The sequence below is a fragment of the Comamonas sp. F1-6 genome, from assembly GCF_039581415.1.
GTDB lineage: Bacteria > Pseudomonadota > Gammaproteobacteria > Burkholderiales > Burkholderiaceae_C > Comamonas > Comamonas thiooxydans.
In genome coordinates, this window is sequence record NZ_JBCPWN010000022.1 from 42821 (window position 1) to 57489 (window position 14669).

The following is a 14669-nucleotide window of genomic DNA, read 5'->3' on the forward strand; positions in this document are numbered from 1 at the left end:
CCTGTTTTCGCCTGAAAGATCGGAATCATGTCTTACACCGCGCATATCGATACCTTTGCTGCCGACAACCTGCCACCGCCCGAGCAGCAGCCCGAGTTCATTTTCGAGCTGCCCGAGCTGAGGTTCCCCGAGCGCCTGAACTGTGCCGTGGAGCTGCTGGATAGACATGTGAGCGAGGGGCGCGGCGACCGTTTGTGCATTCAGGCCGAAGGCCTGCGCTGGAGCTATGCGGATCTGCAGCTCAAGGCCAATCGCATCGCCAATGTGCTGACGCAGGAGCTGGGACTGCAGCCGGGCAACCGCGTGTTGCTGTGCGCACCCAACAATCCCATGATGGTGGCCTGCTGGTTTGGCGTCATCAAGGCCGGGGGCATTGCCGTGGCCGCCATGCCGCTGTTGCGGGCCAAGGAGCTGTCCACCATCATCGACATAGCGCAGATCAGCCATGCGCTGTGCGATGCGGCGCTGCGCACCGAGGTGCAGGGTGCGCAGGAAAAAACCAGCACGCTCAAGGCCGTGCGCTATTTCAACAGTGTGGAAGCCGATGCACTGGAGCGCCTGATGGAGCAGGTGGGCGATGACTTCCAGGCCGTGGAAACTGCAGCGACCGATACCTGCCTGCTGGGCTTCACCTCGGGCACCACGGGCGTGCCCAAGGCCACCATGCATTTTCATCGCGATGTGATGGCGGTCTGCGCCTGCTGGCCCGTGCATACGCTGCGTGCCAATGCCGACGATGTGTTCATAGGCAGTCCTCCGCTGGCATTCACTTTCGGGCTGGGTGGGCAGGTGCTGTTCCCTATGTCCATCGGGGCCAGCATGGCCTTGCTGGAGAAAGCCGGCCCCGTGCAATTGGTCGATGGCATTGAGCGATTTGGTGCCAGTGTGGTGTTCACGGCGCCCACGTCCTACCGTGTGATGGCCCAGCAGGGCGAACGCATCCGCCGCACCCGGCTGCGCAAATGCGTGTCGGCGGGCGAGGCCTTGACCGCCTCCACACGCGCGCTGTGGAAGGAGGCGACCGGTATTGAAATCATTGACGGCATCGGTTCTACCGAGATGCTGCACATCTTCATCTCGCACCGCGAAGAGGAGGCTCGTCCCGGTGCCACCGGCAAGGCCGTGCCCGGCTATCGTGCCAAGGTGGTGGATGATGCGGGGGTCGAGGTACCGCCCGGCACCGTGGGCAGGCTGGCCGTGCAGGGACCAACGGGATGCCGCTATCTCAACGACAGTCGTCAGACCAAGTATGTGAGCCGGGGCTGGAATCTGACGGGCGATGCCTATCTGATGGATGTCGACGGCTATTTCGTTTATCAGGCACGCACCGACGACATGATCATCTCGGCCGGATACAACATCGCTGCACCCGAAGTCGAAGAGGCCCTGATGCAGCACGGTTCTGTGGCTGAATGCGCGGTGATTGGCGTGGCCGACAGCGAGCGAGGCCAGATCGTCAAGGCCTTTGTGGTGCTGCGTGCCGGCCATGTGGCCAGCGATGCCATGGTCATGGAGCTGCAGGATTTTGTGAAGAGCCGGGTCGCTCCCTACAAATATCCACGGGCCGTACAGTTCGTCGATCAGCTGCCGCGCACGGCCACGGGCAAGTTGCAGCGCTTTCGCCTGCATCAAACCTGATTGCTATGTTTTTAAAAGCTGCATGCGCCTGATTGAAAAGCGCTGCAGGCAGATTTTGCTGAAGGAATTGTTTGGGTATGAATGAAGTGGCAATGGCTTCAAAACGCTTTGTGACGCAGGTGCCGATTCGTTTTGCGCACTGCGATCCGGCGGGCATCATCTTCTTTCCCCAATATCTGGTGCTGTTCAACGGGCTGGTCGAAGACTGGTTCAACCAGGCGCTGGGCCTGAGCTATGCGGACATGCTGCACAAGGACAAGGTGGGCCTGCCCATCGTGCATCTGGAGTGCGACTTTCGTGCCATCACCCGCATGGGTGAAACCGTGAGTCTGGGCCTGTCGGTTGCCAAGCTGGGCAATCGTTCGCTGACGCTCGATGTGGATTGCACAGGTCCTGAGGGACAGCTGCGCGTGACGGCGCAGAAAGTGCTGGTCTTCACCAGTCTTCAAACCCATCAGGCCATCACTGCGCCGCAACATATCCGCCACGCAATCGAGCGTTGGCAAAGTTCATCCAATCCAACAGAAAACAGGAGCTGAACATGCAAGTACTGCTGCCTCCGGGCTGGCCCCGGCCCAAGGGATATGCGAATGGCGTGGCCGTCAGCGGCCGCCAGATCTATGTGGCCGGCATGATAGGCTGGGACGCCGAAGGCCGGTTTCATACTGACGACCTCGCGGCGCAGGCCAGACAGGCCCTGCACAATATCGTCGAGGTGCTGCAGGCCGGTGGAGCCAGGCCCGAGCATATCGTGCGCATGACCTGGTATATCACCGACAAGAAGGAGTATCTGGCGCAGCAGGCCGAGATCGGCAAGGCCTATCGCGAGCTGATCGGCTCATTCAGCGTGGCCATGACGGCCGTGCAGGTGGCCGCCTTGATCGAGGACCGGGCCAAGGTGGAGATCGAGGTGACTGCAGTCGTGCCCGACTGATTGGCAATCTGGGCACGCATAGCCGCTGGGCCTTGGGCGCAGCGGTTTTTTTACGGCTGCTGCTTTGCAGTTTTACCGTTGTGCAGCGCGGTTTGCATTGGGGCAGCGGAGGCCGAGCTATCCTCGCGCCCAAGGAGCTACCCTCCAGCCGTTGCAAGCCCGCTGTTTTGTGAGATGCCATGAAGCCGATATTTGACCCGTACCGACGCCATGTTCTTCAAGGCATGCGTGCCGCAGCATTGCTGACGGGGGGCGCCATGCTGCTAAGTGCCTGTGGCAAGAAGACACCCAAGGCCGCAGCCGTTCCTGCCGGGGCTACCGTGTTGGCGCTTGGAGACTCCTTGACACAAGGTGTTGGCGCCAATGCAGATGCCGGCTACCCCACCCTGCTGGCCGAGCGCACGGGCTGGAAGGTGGTGAATGCCGGTGTTTCGGGCGAGACCAGCAAACAGATTGCGGACCGTCTGCCGGGGCTGCTCGATGAGCACGGGCCATCGTTGGCGATTCTGTGCGCCGGTGGCAACGACTGGCTGCAGCGCAGGAGCGAGCAAGTTGTGCAAGGCGAGATCACGCGCATGCTGCAGCTGTGCAAAGCCAGGGCGACGCCCGTGCTGCTGGTGGCCGTGCCGGAGCTGAGCCTGAGTGCAGCGTTGACGGGGCGCATGAAGGATCACTCCATCTACCAAACCTTGGCCAAGGACAACCGGGTGGCATTGTTGGCCGATGCCTGGAGCGAGGTGCTGGGCAATAGTGCCTTGCGCGCCGATCAGGTACATGCCAATGCAGCAGGCTATGCGCGGTTTACCGAGTTGCTGGTGGCTCAGGCCCGGGCTTCTGGCTTTCTGGCGTAAATCACGGCTCGGCCCAGCGGCTGCGGACCAGGCCGGCTTCAGAAGTCCAGCAGGCTCAGGCCCACGCTGAGTACCGTGCGCTTGTTGTTGTAGTCGACCAGGCTGTCGCCATAGCCGCTGAACAGCTGAACATGCAGGCGCAGATTGCTCTTGCCGCCGTTCCAGCCTTCGCCCAGGGTGCGCAGCCACTCGATACGACCGGATCCCTTGCCCTGGCCCAGCGAGCCGCGTGCAGTCAGGCCCAGATAGTTCTGCTCGTTGACGTTCCAGCCCAGCTTGACTTCACCACGACCGATGTAGTCCTGGATATGGGGGTTGTCGTCCTCAAGCGCGCTCTCCTTCATGCGCTGCCAGGCTTTCAGATGCAGCTGCCAGCGGTTGCCCAGCTCGGCCCCGGTCATCAGATACCAGCGGTTCCAGCTGCGCGACAGCGGGTTGCTCTGGCCGTTCGACTGATGAGCTATGCCTATGCCCGAGTAGCGCCAGCGCCAGCCCAGCGGCAGCTGGGCGTCCGTCGGGTAGACATAGAACACCTCGGGCTCGTGGTCGGTGGTGCGGAAGGGCCGCGAGATATCGCCGTTGAACAGTTGCCAGTAGGACTGCTGGGTATAGCCGAACCACAGCGAATCCTTGCCCGTCGAAGTGGGGCCGGTCAGCAGGCCGGAAGCAATCTTGGTGCGGGCCGAGAGCTGCAGGCGCATCTCGTGCTTCTGGTATGGCTGCTCGGTCGTCAGGCCGCGGCTGGGCGAATAGGGTTGCTGATTGACCTCGTCGCCCACGACCACGGAAACGGACATGGGGCGGTAGCCGCGGAAGTTGAAGGTGCCGCAGTCCGTGCCGGGCTCCAGTTCGTAGTAGCGCGAGACCTCGGTGTAGCGAGGATCGCGACAGCCGCCGTTGGTAGGCGAGAGACCCAGGCCGCTGTCGGCGCCGGCTGTGCTCGCCGTCGCTGAGCTGGCTGGCGTGGCGTGGTTTGCCGAGGCAGGATCCGGTGCTGCTTGTGTGCTGGCCGCTGGGGAACTCCAGCTGGTAGCGGGTGGCGCAACAGCCGGGCTTTGCTTGACTGCCCAGGCGTCGAAACATGCCAGACGGTCGGTGTTGCTGGTGGTGGCTGCGCATTGCTGCCAGCTTTCGGGGGAGGGTAGTTCTGCGCTGTTGGCGGTAACTGGGTTCAAGCTGCCGACCAGCGCCAGGCCGATGCTCAGGGTCAGGGGATGCGGGGTGAAAAAGCGAATACTCATGGGATCAATCAATGCACAGGCCGGTTGCGGTTGGCAACACCCAGCCCTGCTCAGGGTCGGACCTTGCGCATGATGAACGCACGTGGTGGAACATTTTCTCCCTCCTGGTAACTGCCGTGAATTTCTGTACCGCAGCTGCCCTTGACCACCTCGCCCAGCCAGGTGCCGGTGATGCGTGAGCCGTCTGCGCTTTCTTCAAGCGTGACCGTGCCCTCGTTCACATCGCCCACCATGGGATGGTTGCTGCCCAGGCGGCTGACGCTGCCTTTGACATTGCCTTGCCATTCGGGATGCGGGCCCAGCACCATGAGGGCGGTTCCCTCACTGCCGGCGACGGAACCCACCCATTCCCCTTGCAACTGCTTGTCGCTCATCTGCCAGTCTCGCGCACAAGTGCTGACAGGCTTGGAGTCAAACTGCGCGCAAGCTGTTATGGAGAAAGTGCTGGCAGCTATGAAAATCAAAGATCTCAAAGTCATGTGGAGTCATCAGTTGGCGGCGCCTGGCGCCGCCTGGTTCTTGCGCGCGGCAAATTCTTCGCGCAGCTTGCGCAGCTTCTCGCGCGGGTCTTCCTTGGCCGTGGCCGCATCGAGGCCCATCTCCTTGATGAAGCGGCTGGGTTGGCAGGCCACCATCTCACGGCCCTTTTTGCGGCGCTTGGTCCAGCTCACGGCCAGCGTGCGCTGGGCGCGGGTGATGCCCACATACATCAGGCGGCGCTCTTCCTGCAGCCGTGCTGCCGTTTCATCGCTGACCTGCTGCTGCTTGCCGTCGTCATCGTCCAGCTTGAATGGCAGCATGCCCTCGGTCACGCCGACCTGCATGACATGGGGCCATTCCAGACCCTTGGAAGCGTGGAGGGTGGAGAGCACGACCATGTCCTGCTCCTTCTCGCGTTCGCTGATGGTGGAGAGCAGGGCGATGTTCTGCGAGACCTCCAGCAGGCTCTTGACCTCGGTCTGGGTGCTGGTGCCTGCAGCATCTTCTATCTGGCCGCCAGCACGCTGGGCCATCCAGTCGCAGAACTCCAGCACATTGCTCCAGCGCGCGGCAGCGACAGACTCGCTGTCTTCGCTGTCATACAGATACTGTTCGTAGCCAATTTCCTTGAGCCAGTCGATCAGAAAGCCGCGCGAGGCCTCAAACCCCAGGGTGTGGCGGGCGCGGTATTCCAGGTCGTTGATATAGCGGCCGAATTCCAGCAGGCTCTCGAAGGCCTTGCGCGGCAGCGCCTCCTCCAGCATGGCATTGAACAGCGAGCCGAACATGCTGAGCTTGTGCGCGGCAGAGAATTCCCCGAGCTTGCCCAGCGTGGTGTGGCCGATGCCGCGCTTGGGCGTGCCTATGGAGCGCAGAAACGCCGGGTCGTCGTCGTTGTTGATCCAGAGACGGAACCAGGCGCACAGGTCCTTGATCTCGGCGCGGTCGAAAAAGCTGGTGCCGCCTGAAACCTTGTAGGGGATATTGGCCTTGCGCAGCGCCTTCTCGAAGGGCTTGGCCTGGTGGTTGGCGCGGTAGAGGATAGCGAAGTCCTTCCACGCGGGCTGCGGGTTCATATTGGCGCGCAGGCCCTGAATGCGGGCCACGGCGCGCTCGGCCTCATGCTCTTCGGTGTCGCAGTCGACGATGCGCACGGGTTCGCCCTCGCCGAGTTCCGAAAACAGTGTCTTGGGAAACAGCTTGGGGTTGGGGCCGATCACATTGTTGGCCGCTCGCAAAATGGCGCTGGTGGAGCGGTAGTTCTGCTCCAGCTTGATGACCTTGAGCTGCGGAAAGTCCACGGGCAGCTTCTTGAGATTGTCCAGCGTGGCGCCGCGCCAGCCGTAGATCGACTGATCGTCGTCGCCCACCGCCGTGAAGTGAGCGCGCTCGCCCACCAGGAATTTGAGCAGCTCGTACTGCGTGGCATTGGTGTCCTGGTACTCGTCCACCAGCACATGGCCCAGCAGGCGTTGCCATTTCTCGCGCACCTCGGGGTGGCCACGCAGCAGTCGCATGGGCATGCCGATCAGGTCGTCGAAGTCCACGCTCTGGTAGGCGGTCAGGCGCTCTTCATAGCGCTGCATGATGAGAGCGGTGCTGCGTTCGTTGTCGTCCTGCGCCATGGCCAGGGCCTTGCGGCTGTCCCAGCCCTGATTCTTCCAGCCGCTGATGGTCCACTGCCACTGGCGAGCCGTCGCCACATCGGTGGTGCCGCCCGCACAGTCCTTGAGGATGCCGGTGACGTCGTCGGTGTCCAGAATGCTGAACTGGGGCTTGAGACCGAGAATGTGGCCGTCCTCGCGAACCATGCGCACGCCCAGCGAGTGGAAAGTGCAGATCAGCACCTCCTTGGCCTGGCGGCCGATCAGACCGGCGGCGCGTTCGCGCATTTCGGCGGCGGCCTTGTTGGTAAAAGTGATAGCGGCAATGCGGCGCGGCGCCAGACCGGTTTCGATCAGACGGCCTATCTTGTGCGTAATCACACGGGTCTTGCCCGAGCCGGCGCCTGCCAGAACAAGGCATGGACCTTCGGTGTAATGCACGGCCTGGAGCTGAGCGAGGTTGAGACCAGCAGACATGAAGCAGAGTGACCCATCATCAAAAACAAGGACTGGGAGCATACCGCTTCGCTGTGAAGAGCCCTGATGACAGCGTTCACAACTGACAAAAATCAGGGACTCAGCGAGCGTTTCACCTACACGTGCACTCTCCTGTTATCTGAATAATTGTTGTAATAAGATGTTAGTTTTGTAGCGTGAAGATTGCATCGTGTCCGGCCTTGATCCCGACAGCGCCAGCGAATTTTCGATGGTTGAGGGATTCATTGTCTTTTCCTCAACCCTCAGGGTGTTGTGCATGGCGAGAACCATCGGTGAAGTGAGCTTGGCCGCAGAACTTTGGACGCCTGCCGTGCAGCAGCGCTTTGAAGCGCTGTTCGCCGTGGCCGCGCGCAAGTCGCTTTCCGGCTGGCGTCAGGTTCCGCGCCATGCGGCCGAAGTGCTGGTGATCGAAGGGCTGGAGAGCCTGCTGGCCAGGGCCGAGGCGAGAGCTCCTTGCGTGGTCTATCTCGGCGGCGAGCCGGCCATGCAGCCGCTGGGGCGTTCTTCCCAGGGCTGGGCAGTACATCTTGATGTGGACTTCACGCTGTCCGACCTGATCGACATGCTTGACCGTGCCGCGGTTTTCCTCATGGACTGGAGAGCCCGGCACAGGGCCGGTGAGCCCCTGCCGCTGCAGCGTGCCTTGCAAGAGCTTCAGTCGCAGGGAGTCGACTGTACGCATTGCTTTCAAATCAAATCCTGGGTCGCCTTGCCTGGCAGCGTCAACAGCGCGCAGAACATGCGTGCGCTGGCGCTGCTCGCGCGTGGGCCTATCGATGCCAGATCGCTGGCCGAGCACGCCGGCATTGAGATGTCGCAACTATCGACCCTGCTGTCCCTGCCTCAGATTCAGGCAGTCCTGCGCTGTAGTCTGCGCGGCTCCGAGGACCCCTCCGCTGCGCAGAAATCAATTACCCAGAAGCAGCCAGCCGCATCCGTGACGCGTCAATGGCTCAGCAGGCTGACGGGCTGGATTACCCGTGGAGGACGTACATGACATCTTTCATGCCCATGCAGCCCGGCCTGGGCCTGCTGCGGGTGAGTCTGCTGGGGCCCATGGGCGTGGGCAAGACCACGGCGCTGCGCAGCCTGTGCGGGGAATTCATGGCAGGCAGCGATGTGCGCAACCTGGACAAGGTGACGCACAGCAAGGAGTTCACCACGGTAGGGGCGGAGTTTGGCGAGATCGACCTGGGCTCTGGCGAGCGACTGCAGCTGGTAGGCAGCCCCGGTCAGGATCGTTTTGATTTCGTGCGCCGCTGGGTGCTTTCTGCATCGGTGGGAGCGCTGCTGATGGTGGACGTCAACGATGCGGGCGCGGTGGACTACGCCTGCGAGATGCTGACGGGGATCGCAGAGCTGGACCAGGCACCTTTGATGGTCATTCTCAGTTGCCGTCCCGCCAGCGGAGCAAGGCTGGAGGCATTCAGCTCCGCCCTGGTTGCCAAAGGCCATGACCTCACCCCGCTTGTTGAGGCTGATCCACGTGATCGCCAGCAGATGCTGGATGCCCTGAGCGTGCTGGCATCGCTGCTGTCCTTGCAAAGTCAGACTCTATGAAGACCCATAACTCTCTCGTGATTCCGCCACATGCCGTGGAGGCAGGTCGGGAAATCCTGGCGCGCGTGGTTTCCCCGGTGGCGGGCGTCCACATCGCCTTGCTCTGTACCCCTGACGGTTTCGAGATTTCAGCGCTGCGCATTCGCAGCGATCTGCCGACCGAACGACTGTCGGCCATGGCAGGCTCGCTCATGGCCATGGCCAAGGCTGTGGCCAATGAGATCGGACACAGGGATTGCAAGCGCCTGACCTTCGAGACGGAGTCGGGCACGGTGGTCTTCCAGGCGGTGAACGGCTCCTTCCCGGCCGTTCTCTGTCTGGTGGTGGATCAGAACGCCTTGCTGGGTCGTGCGCTCTGGGCGGCCGGTGAGGTTGCCACAGGGTACCTGCCCTCTTGATCACAGGTTCACTGGAGTTCTGAGTCTGAGTGGGTGCGCATCCGTCGCACGAGTTCCTTGTCTTGCTTTTCAAAAGGTGGATTTATGGCCTCTATCCAGGATTCTCTGAACGCTCTGATGACCGCAGACGGTGCTGTCTGTGGCGCTCTCGTGGACAGCGCAAGCGGCATGCTGATGGGCAGCGTCGGCGGCGGCGTGGACATGGAGCTGGCCGCGGCCGGCAACACCGAGGTCGTGCGTGCCAAGATCAAGACCATGCGCATGCTCAATCTCAACGACCAGATCGACGACATACTGATCACTCTGGGCAAGCAATATCACATCATCCGTCCCGTGGCCGCCAATGACGGCGTGTTCTTTTATCTGGTGCTGGACAAGGCTCGTGCCAACCTGGCGCTGGCGCGCCGCAAGACTGCAGATGTGGAAAAGGAACTCAAGCTCTGACGTGCTGTCCTTGTATCCGTCACAGCAGCCTGCCTTGCGCAGGCTTTGTTTTTGGGTAGGTCTGCACTGAAAAATTTTCATCGCAGGCCGTGAGGGGGTTGGGGTCGGGCGCTGTCACAATTTGTGCGTGTTGTCCGTTCTACTCATCACCTTTCCCTTCTTTGCGCTGGTGGCTTGCGGTTTTGCCGCCACATGGCGCGGCATCCTGCCCCAGGCGTCCATCCCCGGCCTCAATGCCTTTGTGCTGTACTTCGCACTGCCCTGCATGCTGTACCGCTTTGGCGCGCAGACACCGATTCATCAGCTGCTCGACATCAACGTCATCCTGGTCTATCTGCTCTGTGCGGCGCTGATGGTGGGCACGACCGTGCTGCTGACACGCGCACGCCTGGGCTGGAACGATGCAGCATTCGGTGCACTGGTCGCTGCTTTCCCCAACACCGGCTTCATGGGCGTTCCCATGCTGGCGGCGCTGCTGGGCGCGCAGAGTGCGGGGCCGGTGATCGTGACCATGGCCATCGACATGGTCATCACCACCTCGGCCTGCATTGCGCTGTCGCGGCTCGATCTGGCGGGAGGGCAAGGAATCTGGCTGGCAGTGCGCAATTCGCTCAAGGGCATGGCGTCCAATCCCATGCCCTGGTCGATTCTGCTGGGCGGCCTGGCCTCTGCCATGGGTTGGGTATTGCCCGGCCCGGTGGACAAGACCGTGGCCATGCTGGCCGCAGCGGCTTCGCCGGTGGCCTTGTTCACCATAGGCGCCGTGTTGGCCCGCTCGCAGATGAACAGCCACGAACGCGTCGCCGTGCGCGACTATGTACCGATCGCGCTGGCCAAGCTTGTCGTCCATCCCTTGCTGGTCTGGGCCGTCGGACTGGCAGCGATCTCCCTGGGACTGGGGCTTCAGCACGAAACCCTGGTGGTGCTGGTGCTGCTGGCGGCCCTGCCGTCCGCCAGCAATGTGTCGCTGCTGACCGAGCGCTACGGCGCCCACAGCGGTCGCGTGGCGCGCATCATCCTGGTGTCGACCAGCCTGGCCTTCCTCAGCTTCTCCGCCGCCGTGGCGCTGATGACCTGATCAAAAACAAGAGCGGCTTGCGCAAGACCAGCCTGCGCAAACCGCTTTTCATGCTTTTAACCCCCGTGCTTATGCAGATCCCTTGCGAAAGAGACAGCGAGCAAGGGCCGCCCCGCAGCGAGGCTGTCGTCCCCCTCCCGCGTAGCGAGAGAGGGGGAAGGCGCGTCAGCGCCTCAGGGGGAGTTGATCAATACTCCCAGAACATCCGCTGCAGTTCCTTGGTGTTGGCGCCCTTGGTCAGCGCCAGCATGGTCAGCAGGCGTGCTTTTTCGGGGCGCATGTCGTGGGCGACCACCCAGTCGTACTTGTCGTCGGGCTGCTCGGCATTGCGCAGCACAAAGCCGTAGGGCACGCGTGCCGAACGCACGATGAGCACGCCCTTGCCGCGTGCATCCTGCAGCGGCTTGACCATGCGGTCGGCCACCGAGCCATTGCCGGTGCCGGCATGGACGATGGCCTTGGCGCCGGCATCGACTAGGGCATTTACGGCCGTGGGCTGAACGCTGCCGTAGGCATAGACGATGTCCACCTGAGGCAGCTTGTCGATGTTGTCGATATTGAACTCGGAGTTCATGGTGTGGCGCTTGACGGGCGCGCGGAACCAGTAGTTCTTGCCCTCGACCACCATGCCCAGCGGACCCCACTGGCTCTTGAAGGCACCAGTCTGGATGTTGATGTCCTTGTTCACATCGCGGGCGGTGTTGATCTCGTCATTCATGGTGACGAAGACGCCCTTGCCCCGGGCGTCCTTGGAGCCTGCCACGCTGACGGCATTGACCAGGTTCAGTGCGCCATCGGCGGACAGGGCCGTGCCCGGACGCATGCTGCCGACCACGGCAATGGGCTTGTCGGTGTGCACGGTCAGGCTCAGGAAGTAGGCCGTCTCGGCCAGCGTGTCCGTGCCGTGGGTGATGACGATGCCGTCCACATCGGACTGCTTGGCCAGTTGCGAGACGCGCTTAGCCAGGGTCAGCAGATTGTCGTTGGTGAAGCTCTCGGAAGCGATCTGGAACACCTGCTCGCCGCGCACATTGGCGATCTGGGCCAGCTCGGGCAGGCCGGCCAGCAACTTGTCCACAGGTACCTTGGCGGCCGTGTAGGTGGCGCTGTTGACGGTCGAGGCACCGGCACCCGCAATCGTGCCGCCCGTGGCCAGCACCACCACATTGGGCTTGGCTGTCTGCGCCTTGGCCGCCTGCGCGGCCGCAGGCGATGCATCCTGAGCCAGAGCTGCGCCGGGGACGGACAGAATGCCCAGAACGGCAATGGTGGCGGCCAGCAAGCTCTGGCGGAAGACTTGTTTTTGCATGAAGTAGTGCTCCGTGATTGAATGAAACGGCCTCTTGTGGAGCCGAGCCTCACACCATGCAATAGCCATGCCGGCTTGCCCATTCGCGCAAATCCCGATGGATTTGCCAAGCGCCTGCGGTTTATATAAATTGATAGCTGTCAGCGCTTATGGGTAAAGGGCTAAAGAGCTAAAAACCTTAAATTTCAGACGACTTTAGATGCTGAGCGGATCCACATCCACCAGCCAGCGCACCAGCGGCCTGTGCTCGGGCAGCGTGCGCAGCCAGTGCAGATACTGCTGCCAGGCATTGAGAAAGCGCAGCAGGGCGCTGCGGTTGCCGGCTTCCAGCAGCATCTGGGCGCGCTCCACATTGGCCACGCGCTGCACCGCCATGGGGATGGGCGGGTAGATGAACACTTCGTCCAGATAAGGCAGCTTGGCCTCTCTGGCGACCTGGGTGGCGGCATTCAGAAAAGCCTGGGCAGCTTCCTGGATGCGTGCATCGGCCCGGACTATGGCCTGAAAGGCATAGGGCGGCATGCCGGCATCCAGCCGTTCCTTGAGTTGCTGCCTGGCGAACGCCGGGTAGTCATGCTTGCGCAGTGCGGTGTAGACGGCGTTTTGCGGGTCGTGGCTCTGGATCCACATCTCTGGATGGCTGCCCTGTGCCTGCACATATTGCGCGTCGCGCCCGGCACGCCCGGCGGCCTGCATCAGCAGGCAGAACAGCCGCTCCGGGGCGCGATAGTCGCTGGAGTACAGCGCGCTGTCGGGTTGCACGGCCGCCACCAGCGTGATGCGCCGAAAGTCATGGCCCTTGGCCACCATCTGGGTGCCTACCAGCACATCCACATCGCCGGCATGCACCTGGGCCAGCTGCTGCTCCAGGCTGCCCTTGGCTTTGGTGGTGTCGGCGTCGATGCGCGCCACGCGGGCCGGATTGCCGTCGGGGCGCTGCACATTGCGCAGCAGCCGCTCCAGCTCTTCCTGCAATTGCTCCGTGCCTTTGCCAAGCGGCAGGATGTCGGGGTTGCCGCAGCTGGGGCAGGCAAACGGCACGCGCTGGGTAAAGCCGCAGTGGTGGCAGCGCAGCGTGCGGTCGCCCTTGTGAAAGACTTGGTGAGCGCTGCAATGGGGGCAGTCGCTCTTCCAGTTGCAGTCGGCGCAAAACAGCACGGGGGCAAAGCCGCGGCGGTTGAGCAGAATCAGGCTTTGCTCGCCACGTTTGACGCGCTCGGTGATGGCCTCGATCAGCGGAAGCGAGAACACGGCGCGTTTGGGCTGCTGGCCCATGTCCACCATTCTCACCCTGGGAAGGCTGGCCGCGCCTGAGCCGGCCGCGCCAATGCTGGCCGCGCCGATACGGCTGGGCATATGCAGGCGCAGGTAGCGGCCGACATCGGGTTCCGAGGCATGCCAGCTCTCCAGCGATGGCGTGGCGCTGCCCAGTATGACCTTGGCGCCGGTATCGCGCCCGCGCCAGATGGCCAGATCGCGTGCCGAATAGCGTGCGCCCTCCTGCTGCTTGTAGCTGGCGTCATGTTCCTCGTCGACTACGATCAGCGCCAGTTGCGGCACGCTGGCAAAAATAGCCATGCGCGTACCCAGCACGATGCGGGCGCGGCCCGTGTGAGCGGCCAGCCAGCTTTTGAGACGCTGCGGGTTGGTCATGCCGCTGTGCATGCTGACTACGGCGTCCTTGCCGTACTGAGGCACGAAGCGGGCGACAAATCGCTCTTCCAGCTGAGGCGTGAGGTTGATCTCGGGCACCATCACCAGGGCTTGAGCCTCCGGGTTGGCATCCAGCACGGCTTGCACTGCACGCAGATAAACCTCGGTCTTGCCGCTGCCAGTGCTGCCGTAGAGCAGGAACGGGCCGGGGTTTTGCTCAATTTGCTCGAAGACCGCCGATTGTTCGGCACTGAGGGCGAGCAGAGGCGTTGCGCTGCTGGCGTCCGGTGTGTGAGCCATCGTCTCGGAGCTCGCTTGTGCTGCTTCAGCGGCTTGTGTCTTCTTGCGCTTGCCGGCTGGCGGCTTGGCTGTCTTGGGCGGAGCCAGCCGCCGTGCCAGCTGTTCGGGCGACATATCGCGCAACTGAGGCGGCAAGGCGGTGACGGCGATCTCGCCCAAGCTGCGCTGGTAATAGTGCGCGGCAAAAGCCACCAGGCGTCGCCAGGGTTGGTTCAGCGGTTCTATGCCCTGCAGCAGGCCGGCAATGCTGCGCAGTTCCACCCCGTCTGGAATGGCTTCGGGGGCGGCGGGCGTATCCCAGACCACACCCAGCAACTCTCTTTTTCCCAGAGGAACGCGCGCCAAGCTGCCGGGCTCCAGCCATGCATCGCTAACGTAGCTCAACAGATCACCTACGGCGCTGTGGGCAGGGGTCTGGACGGCAACGTAAACGATATGGGACATGGAGTTGGATCAGGGGAAGGCGCTGCAGAGGCCGCGGTTCCTCAGAGCTATAGCAGATTTTGAAGCCTGCAAAGGCTTTGCGTTCTGTGGATAACTTTGTGAGAAACAATGTGCGCGAAAGGCCTGAGCAAGTCCTGTTCGTGCTTGCAAGTCGGCAGGATGGCGGAGTGGTTGAATAATTAATTTATTTAAAACAAAGACTTATATGTGTTCATGAGGCAATGATGAGCTTGCTTT

The 14669-nt window shown here is 62.3% G+C and carries 14 protein-coding genes; 9 read left to right on the forward strand and 5 right to left on the reverse strand.

Annotated elements, in window-relative coordinates; all coding sequences use genetic code 11:
• Positions 1–27 precede the first annotated feature (27 nt).
• From AAIL66_RS19490 to AAIL66_RS19505, 4 genes are all read left to right on the forward strand, one after another.
• Positions 28–1638, forward strand: coding sequence for a benzoate-CoA ligase family protein (locus AAIL66_RS19490; protein WP_034353026.1), 1611 nt, complete (start codon positions 28–30; stop codon positions 1636–1638).
• A gap of 77 nt (positions 1639–1715) precedes the next feature.
• Positions 1716–2177, forward strand: coding sequence for a thioesterase family protein (locus AAIL66_RS19495; protein WP_003065610.1), 462 nt, complete (start codon positions 1716–1718; stop codon positions 2175–2177).
• A 2-nt stretch (positions 2178–2179) separates the two neighbouring features.
• Complete coding sequence (locus tag AAIL66_RS19500) at positions 2180–2572, forward strand: RidA family protein (RefSeq protein ID WP_012836821.1); 393 nt, start codon at positions 2180–2182, stop codon at positions 2570–2572.
• Between the two features lie 179 nt (positions 2573–2751).
• On the forward strand, positions 2752–3423 hold the full coding sequence (locus tag AAIL66_RS19505; RefSeq protein WP_343497527.1) for a GDSL-type esterase/lipase family protein: 672 nt from the start codon (positions 2752–2754) through the stop codon (positions 3421–3423).
• 38 nt (positions 3424–3461) lie between these two features.
• On the opposite strand, the gene AAIL66_RS19510 is transcribed toward AAIL66_RS19505, so the two are convergent.
• The 3 genes from AAIL66_RS19510 to AAIL66_RS19520 form a co-directional block, all read right to left on the reverse strand.
• Entirely contained in the window at positions 3462–4664 is a 1203-nt protein-coding gene (locus AAIL66_RS19510; RefSeq protein ID WP_343497528.1) for a phospholipase A, read from the reverse strand.
• A gap of 50 nt (positions 4665–4714) precedes the next feature.
• On the reverse strand, positions 4715–5038 hold the full coding sequence (locus tag AAIL66_RS19515) for a hypothetical protein (protein WP_343497529.1): 324 nt from the start codon (positions 5036–5038) through the stop codon (positions 4715–4717).
• A 114-nt stretch (positions 5039–5152) separates the two neighbouring features.
• The gene (locus tag AAIL66_RS19520; RefSeq protein WP_343497530.1) at positions 5153–7225 is read right to left on the reverse strand and encodes a UvrD-helicase domain-containing protein; all 2073 of its coding nucleotides are present in this window, start codon (positions 7223–7225) and stop codon (positions 5153–5155) included.
• A gap of 229 nt (positions 7226–7454) precedes the next feature.
• Here AAIL66_RS19520 and AAIL66_RS19525 point away from each other — a divergent pair, with 229 nt between their 5' ends.
• From AAIL66_RS19525 to AAIL66_RS19545, 5 genes are all read left to right on the forward strand, one after another.
• Positions 7455–8243, forward strand: coding sequence for a hypothetical protein (locus AAIL66_RS19525; RefSeq protein WP_193751157.1), 789 nt, complete (start codon positions 7455–7457; stop codon positions 8241–8243).
• Complete coding sequence (locus AAIL66_RS19530; protein ID WP_034393641.1) at positions 8240–8806, forward strand: GTPase; 567 nt, start codon at positions 8240–8242, stop codon at positions 8804–8806. The genes AAIL66_RS19525 and AAIL66_RS19530 overlap by 4 nt, the downstream gene beginning before the upstream one ends.
• Positions 8803–9204: a roadblock/LC7 domain-containing protein gene (locus AAIL66_RS19535; protein ID WP_034393644.1), complete on the forward strand. Its 402-nt coding sequence runs from the start codon at positions 8803–8805 to the stop codon at positions 9202–9204. Before AAIL66_RS19530 ends, AAIL66_RS19535 begins: the two co-directional genes overlap by 4 nt.
• Positions 9205–9288: 84 nt before the next feature.
• The gene (locus AAIL66_RS19540) at positions 9289–9648 is read left to right on the forward strand and encodes a hypothetical protein (RefSeq protein WP_003065585.1); all 360 of its coding nucleotides are present in this window, start codon (positions 9289–9291) and stop codon (positions 9646–9648) included.
• Between the two features lie 127 nt (positions 9649–9775).
• On the forward strand, positions 9776–10726 hold the full coding sequence (locus tag AAIL66_RS19545) for an AEC family transporter (RefSeq protein WP_034378058.1): 951 nt from the start codon (positions 9776–9778) through the stop codon (positions 10724–10726).
• A 187-nt stretch (positions 10727–10913) separates the two neighbouring features.
• On the opposite strand, the gene AAIL66_RS19550 is transcribed toward AAIL66_RS19545, so the two are convergent.
• Both AAIL66_RS19550 and priA read right to left on the reverse strand, forming a co-directional pair.
• Entirely contained in the window at positions 10914–12035 is a 1122-nt protein-coding gene (locus AAIL66_RS19550) for an asparaginase (RefSeq protein ID WP_045840183.1), read from the reverse strand.
• A 195-nt stretch (positions 12036–12230) separates the two neighbouring features.
• Entirely contained in the window at positions 12231–14432 is a 2202-nt protein-coding gene (gene priA, locus AAIL66_RS19555) for a primosomal protein N' (protein WP_343497531.1), read from the reverse strand.
• Positions 14433–14669 lie beyond the last annotated feature (237 nt).

Coding starts and splice junctions, on each gene's coding strand:
- AAIL66_RS19490 (WP_034353026.1), top strand. CDS start 28: ATGTCTTACACCGCGCATATCGATACCTTTGCTGCCGACAACCTGCCA.
- AAIL66_RS19495 (WP_003065610.1), top strand. CDS start 1,716: ATGAATGAAGTGGCAATGGCTTCAAAACGCTTTGTGACGCAGGTGCCG.
- AAIL66_RS19500 (WP_012836821.1), top strand. CDS start 2,180: ATGCAAGTACTGCTGCCTCCGGGCTGGCCCCGGCCCAAGGGATATGCG.
- AAIL66_RS19505 (WP_343497527.1), top strand. CDS start 2,752: ATGAAGCCGATATTTGACCCGTACCGACGCCATGTTCTTCAAGGCATG.
- AAIL66_RS19510 (WP_343497528.1), bottom strand. CDS start 4,664: ATGAGTATTCGCTTTTTCACCCCGCATCCCCTGACCCTGAGCATCGGC.
- AAIL66_RS19515 (WP_343497529.1), bottom strand. CDS start 5,038: ATGAGCGACAAGCAGTTGCAAGGGGAATGGGTGGGTTCCGTCGCCGGC.
- AAIL66_RS19520 (WP_343497530.1), bottom strand. CDS start 7,225: ATGTCTGCTGGTCTCAACCTCGCTCAGCTCCAGGCCGTGCATTACACC.
- AAIL66_RS19525 (WP_193751157.1), top strand. CDS start 7,455: ATGGTTGAGGGATTCATTGTCTTTTCCTCAACCCTCAGGGTGTTGTGC.
- AAIL66_RS19530 (WP_034393641.1), top strand. CDS start 8,240: ATGACATCTTTCATGCCCATGCAGCCCGGCCTGGGCCTGCTGCGGGTG.
- AAIL66_RS19535 (WP_034393644.1), top strand. CDS start 8,803: ATGAAGACCCATAACTCTCTCGTGATTCCGCCACATGCCGTGGAGGCA.
- AAIL66_RS19540 (WP_003065585.1), top strand. CDS start 9,289: ATGGCCTCTATCCAGGATTCTCTGAACGCTCTGATGACCGCAGACGGT.
- AAIL66_RS19550 (WP_045840183.1), bottom strand. CDS start 12,035: ATGCAAAAACAAGTCTTCCGCCAGAGCTTGCTGGCCGCCACCATTGCC.
- priA (WP_343497531.1), bottom strand. CDS start 14,432: ATGTCCCATATCGTTTACGTTGCCGTCCAGACCCCTGCCCACAGCGCC.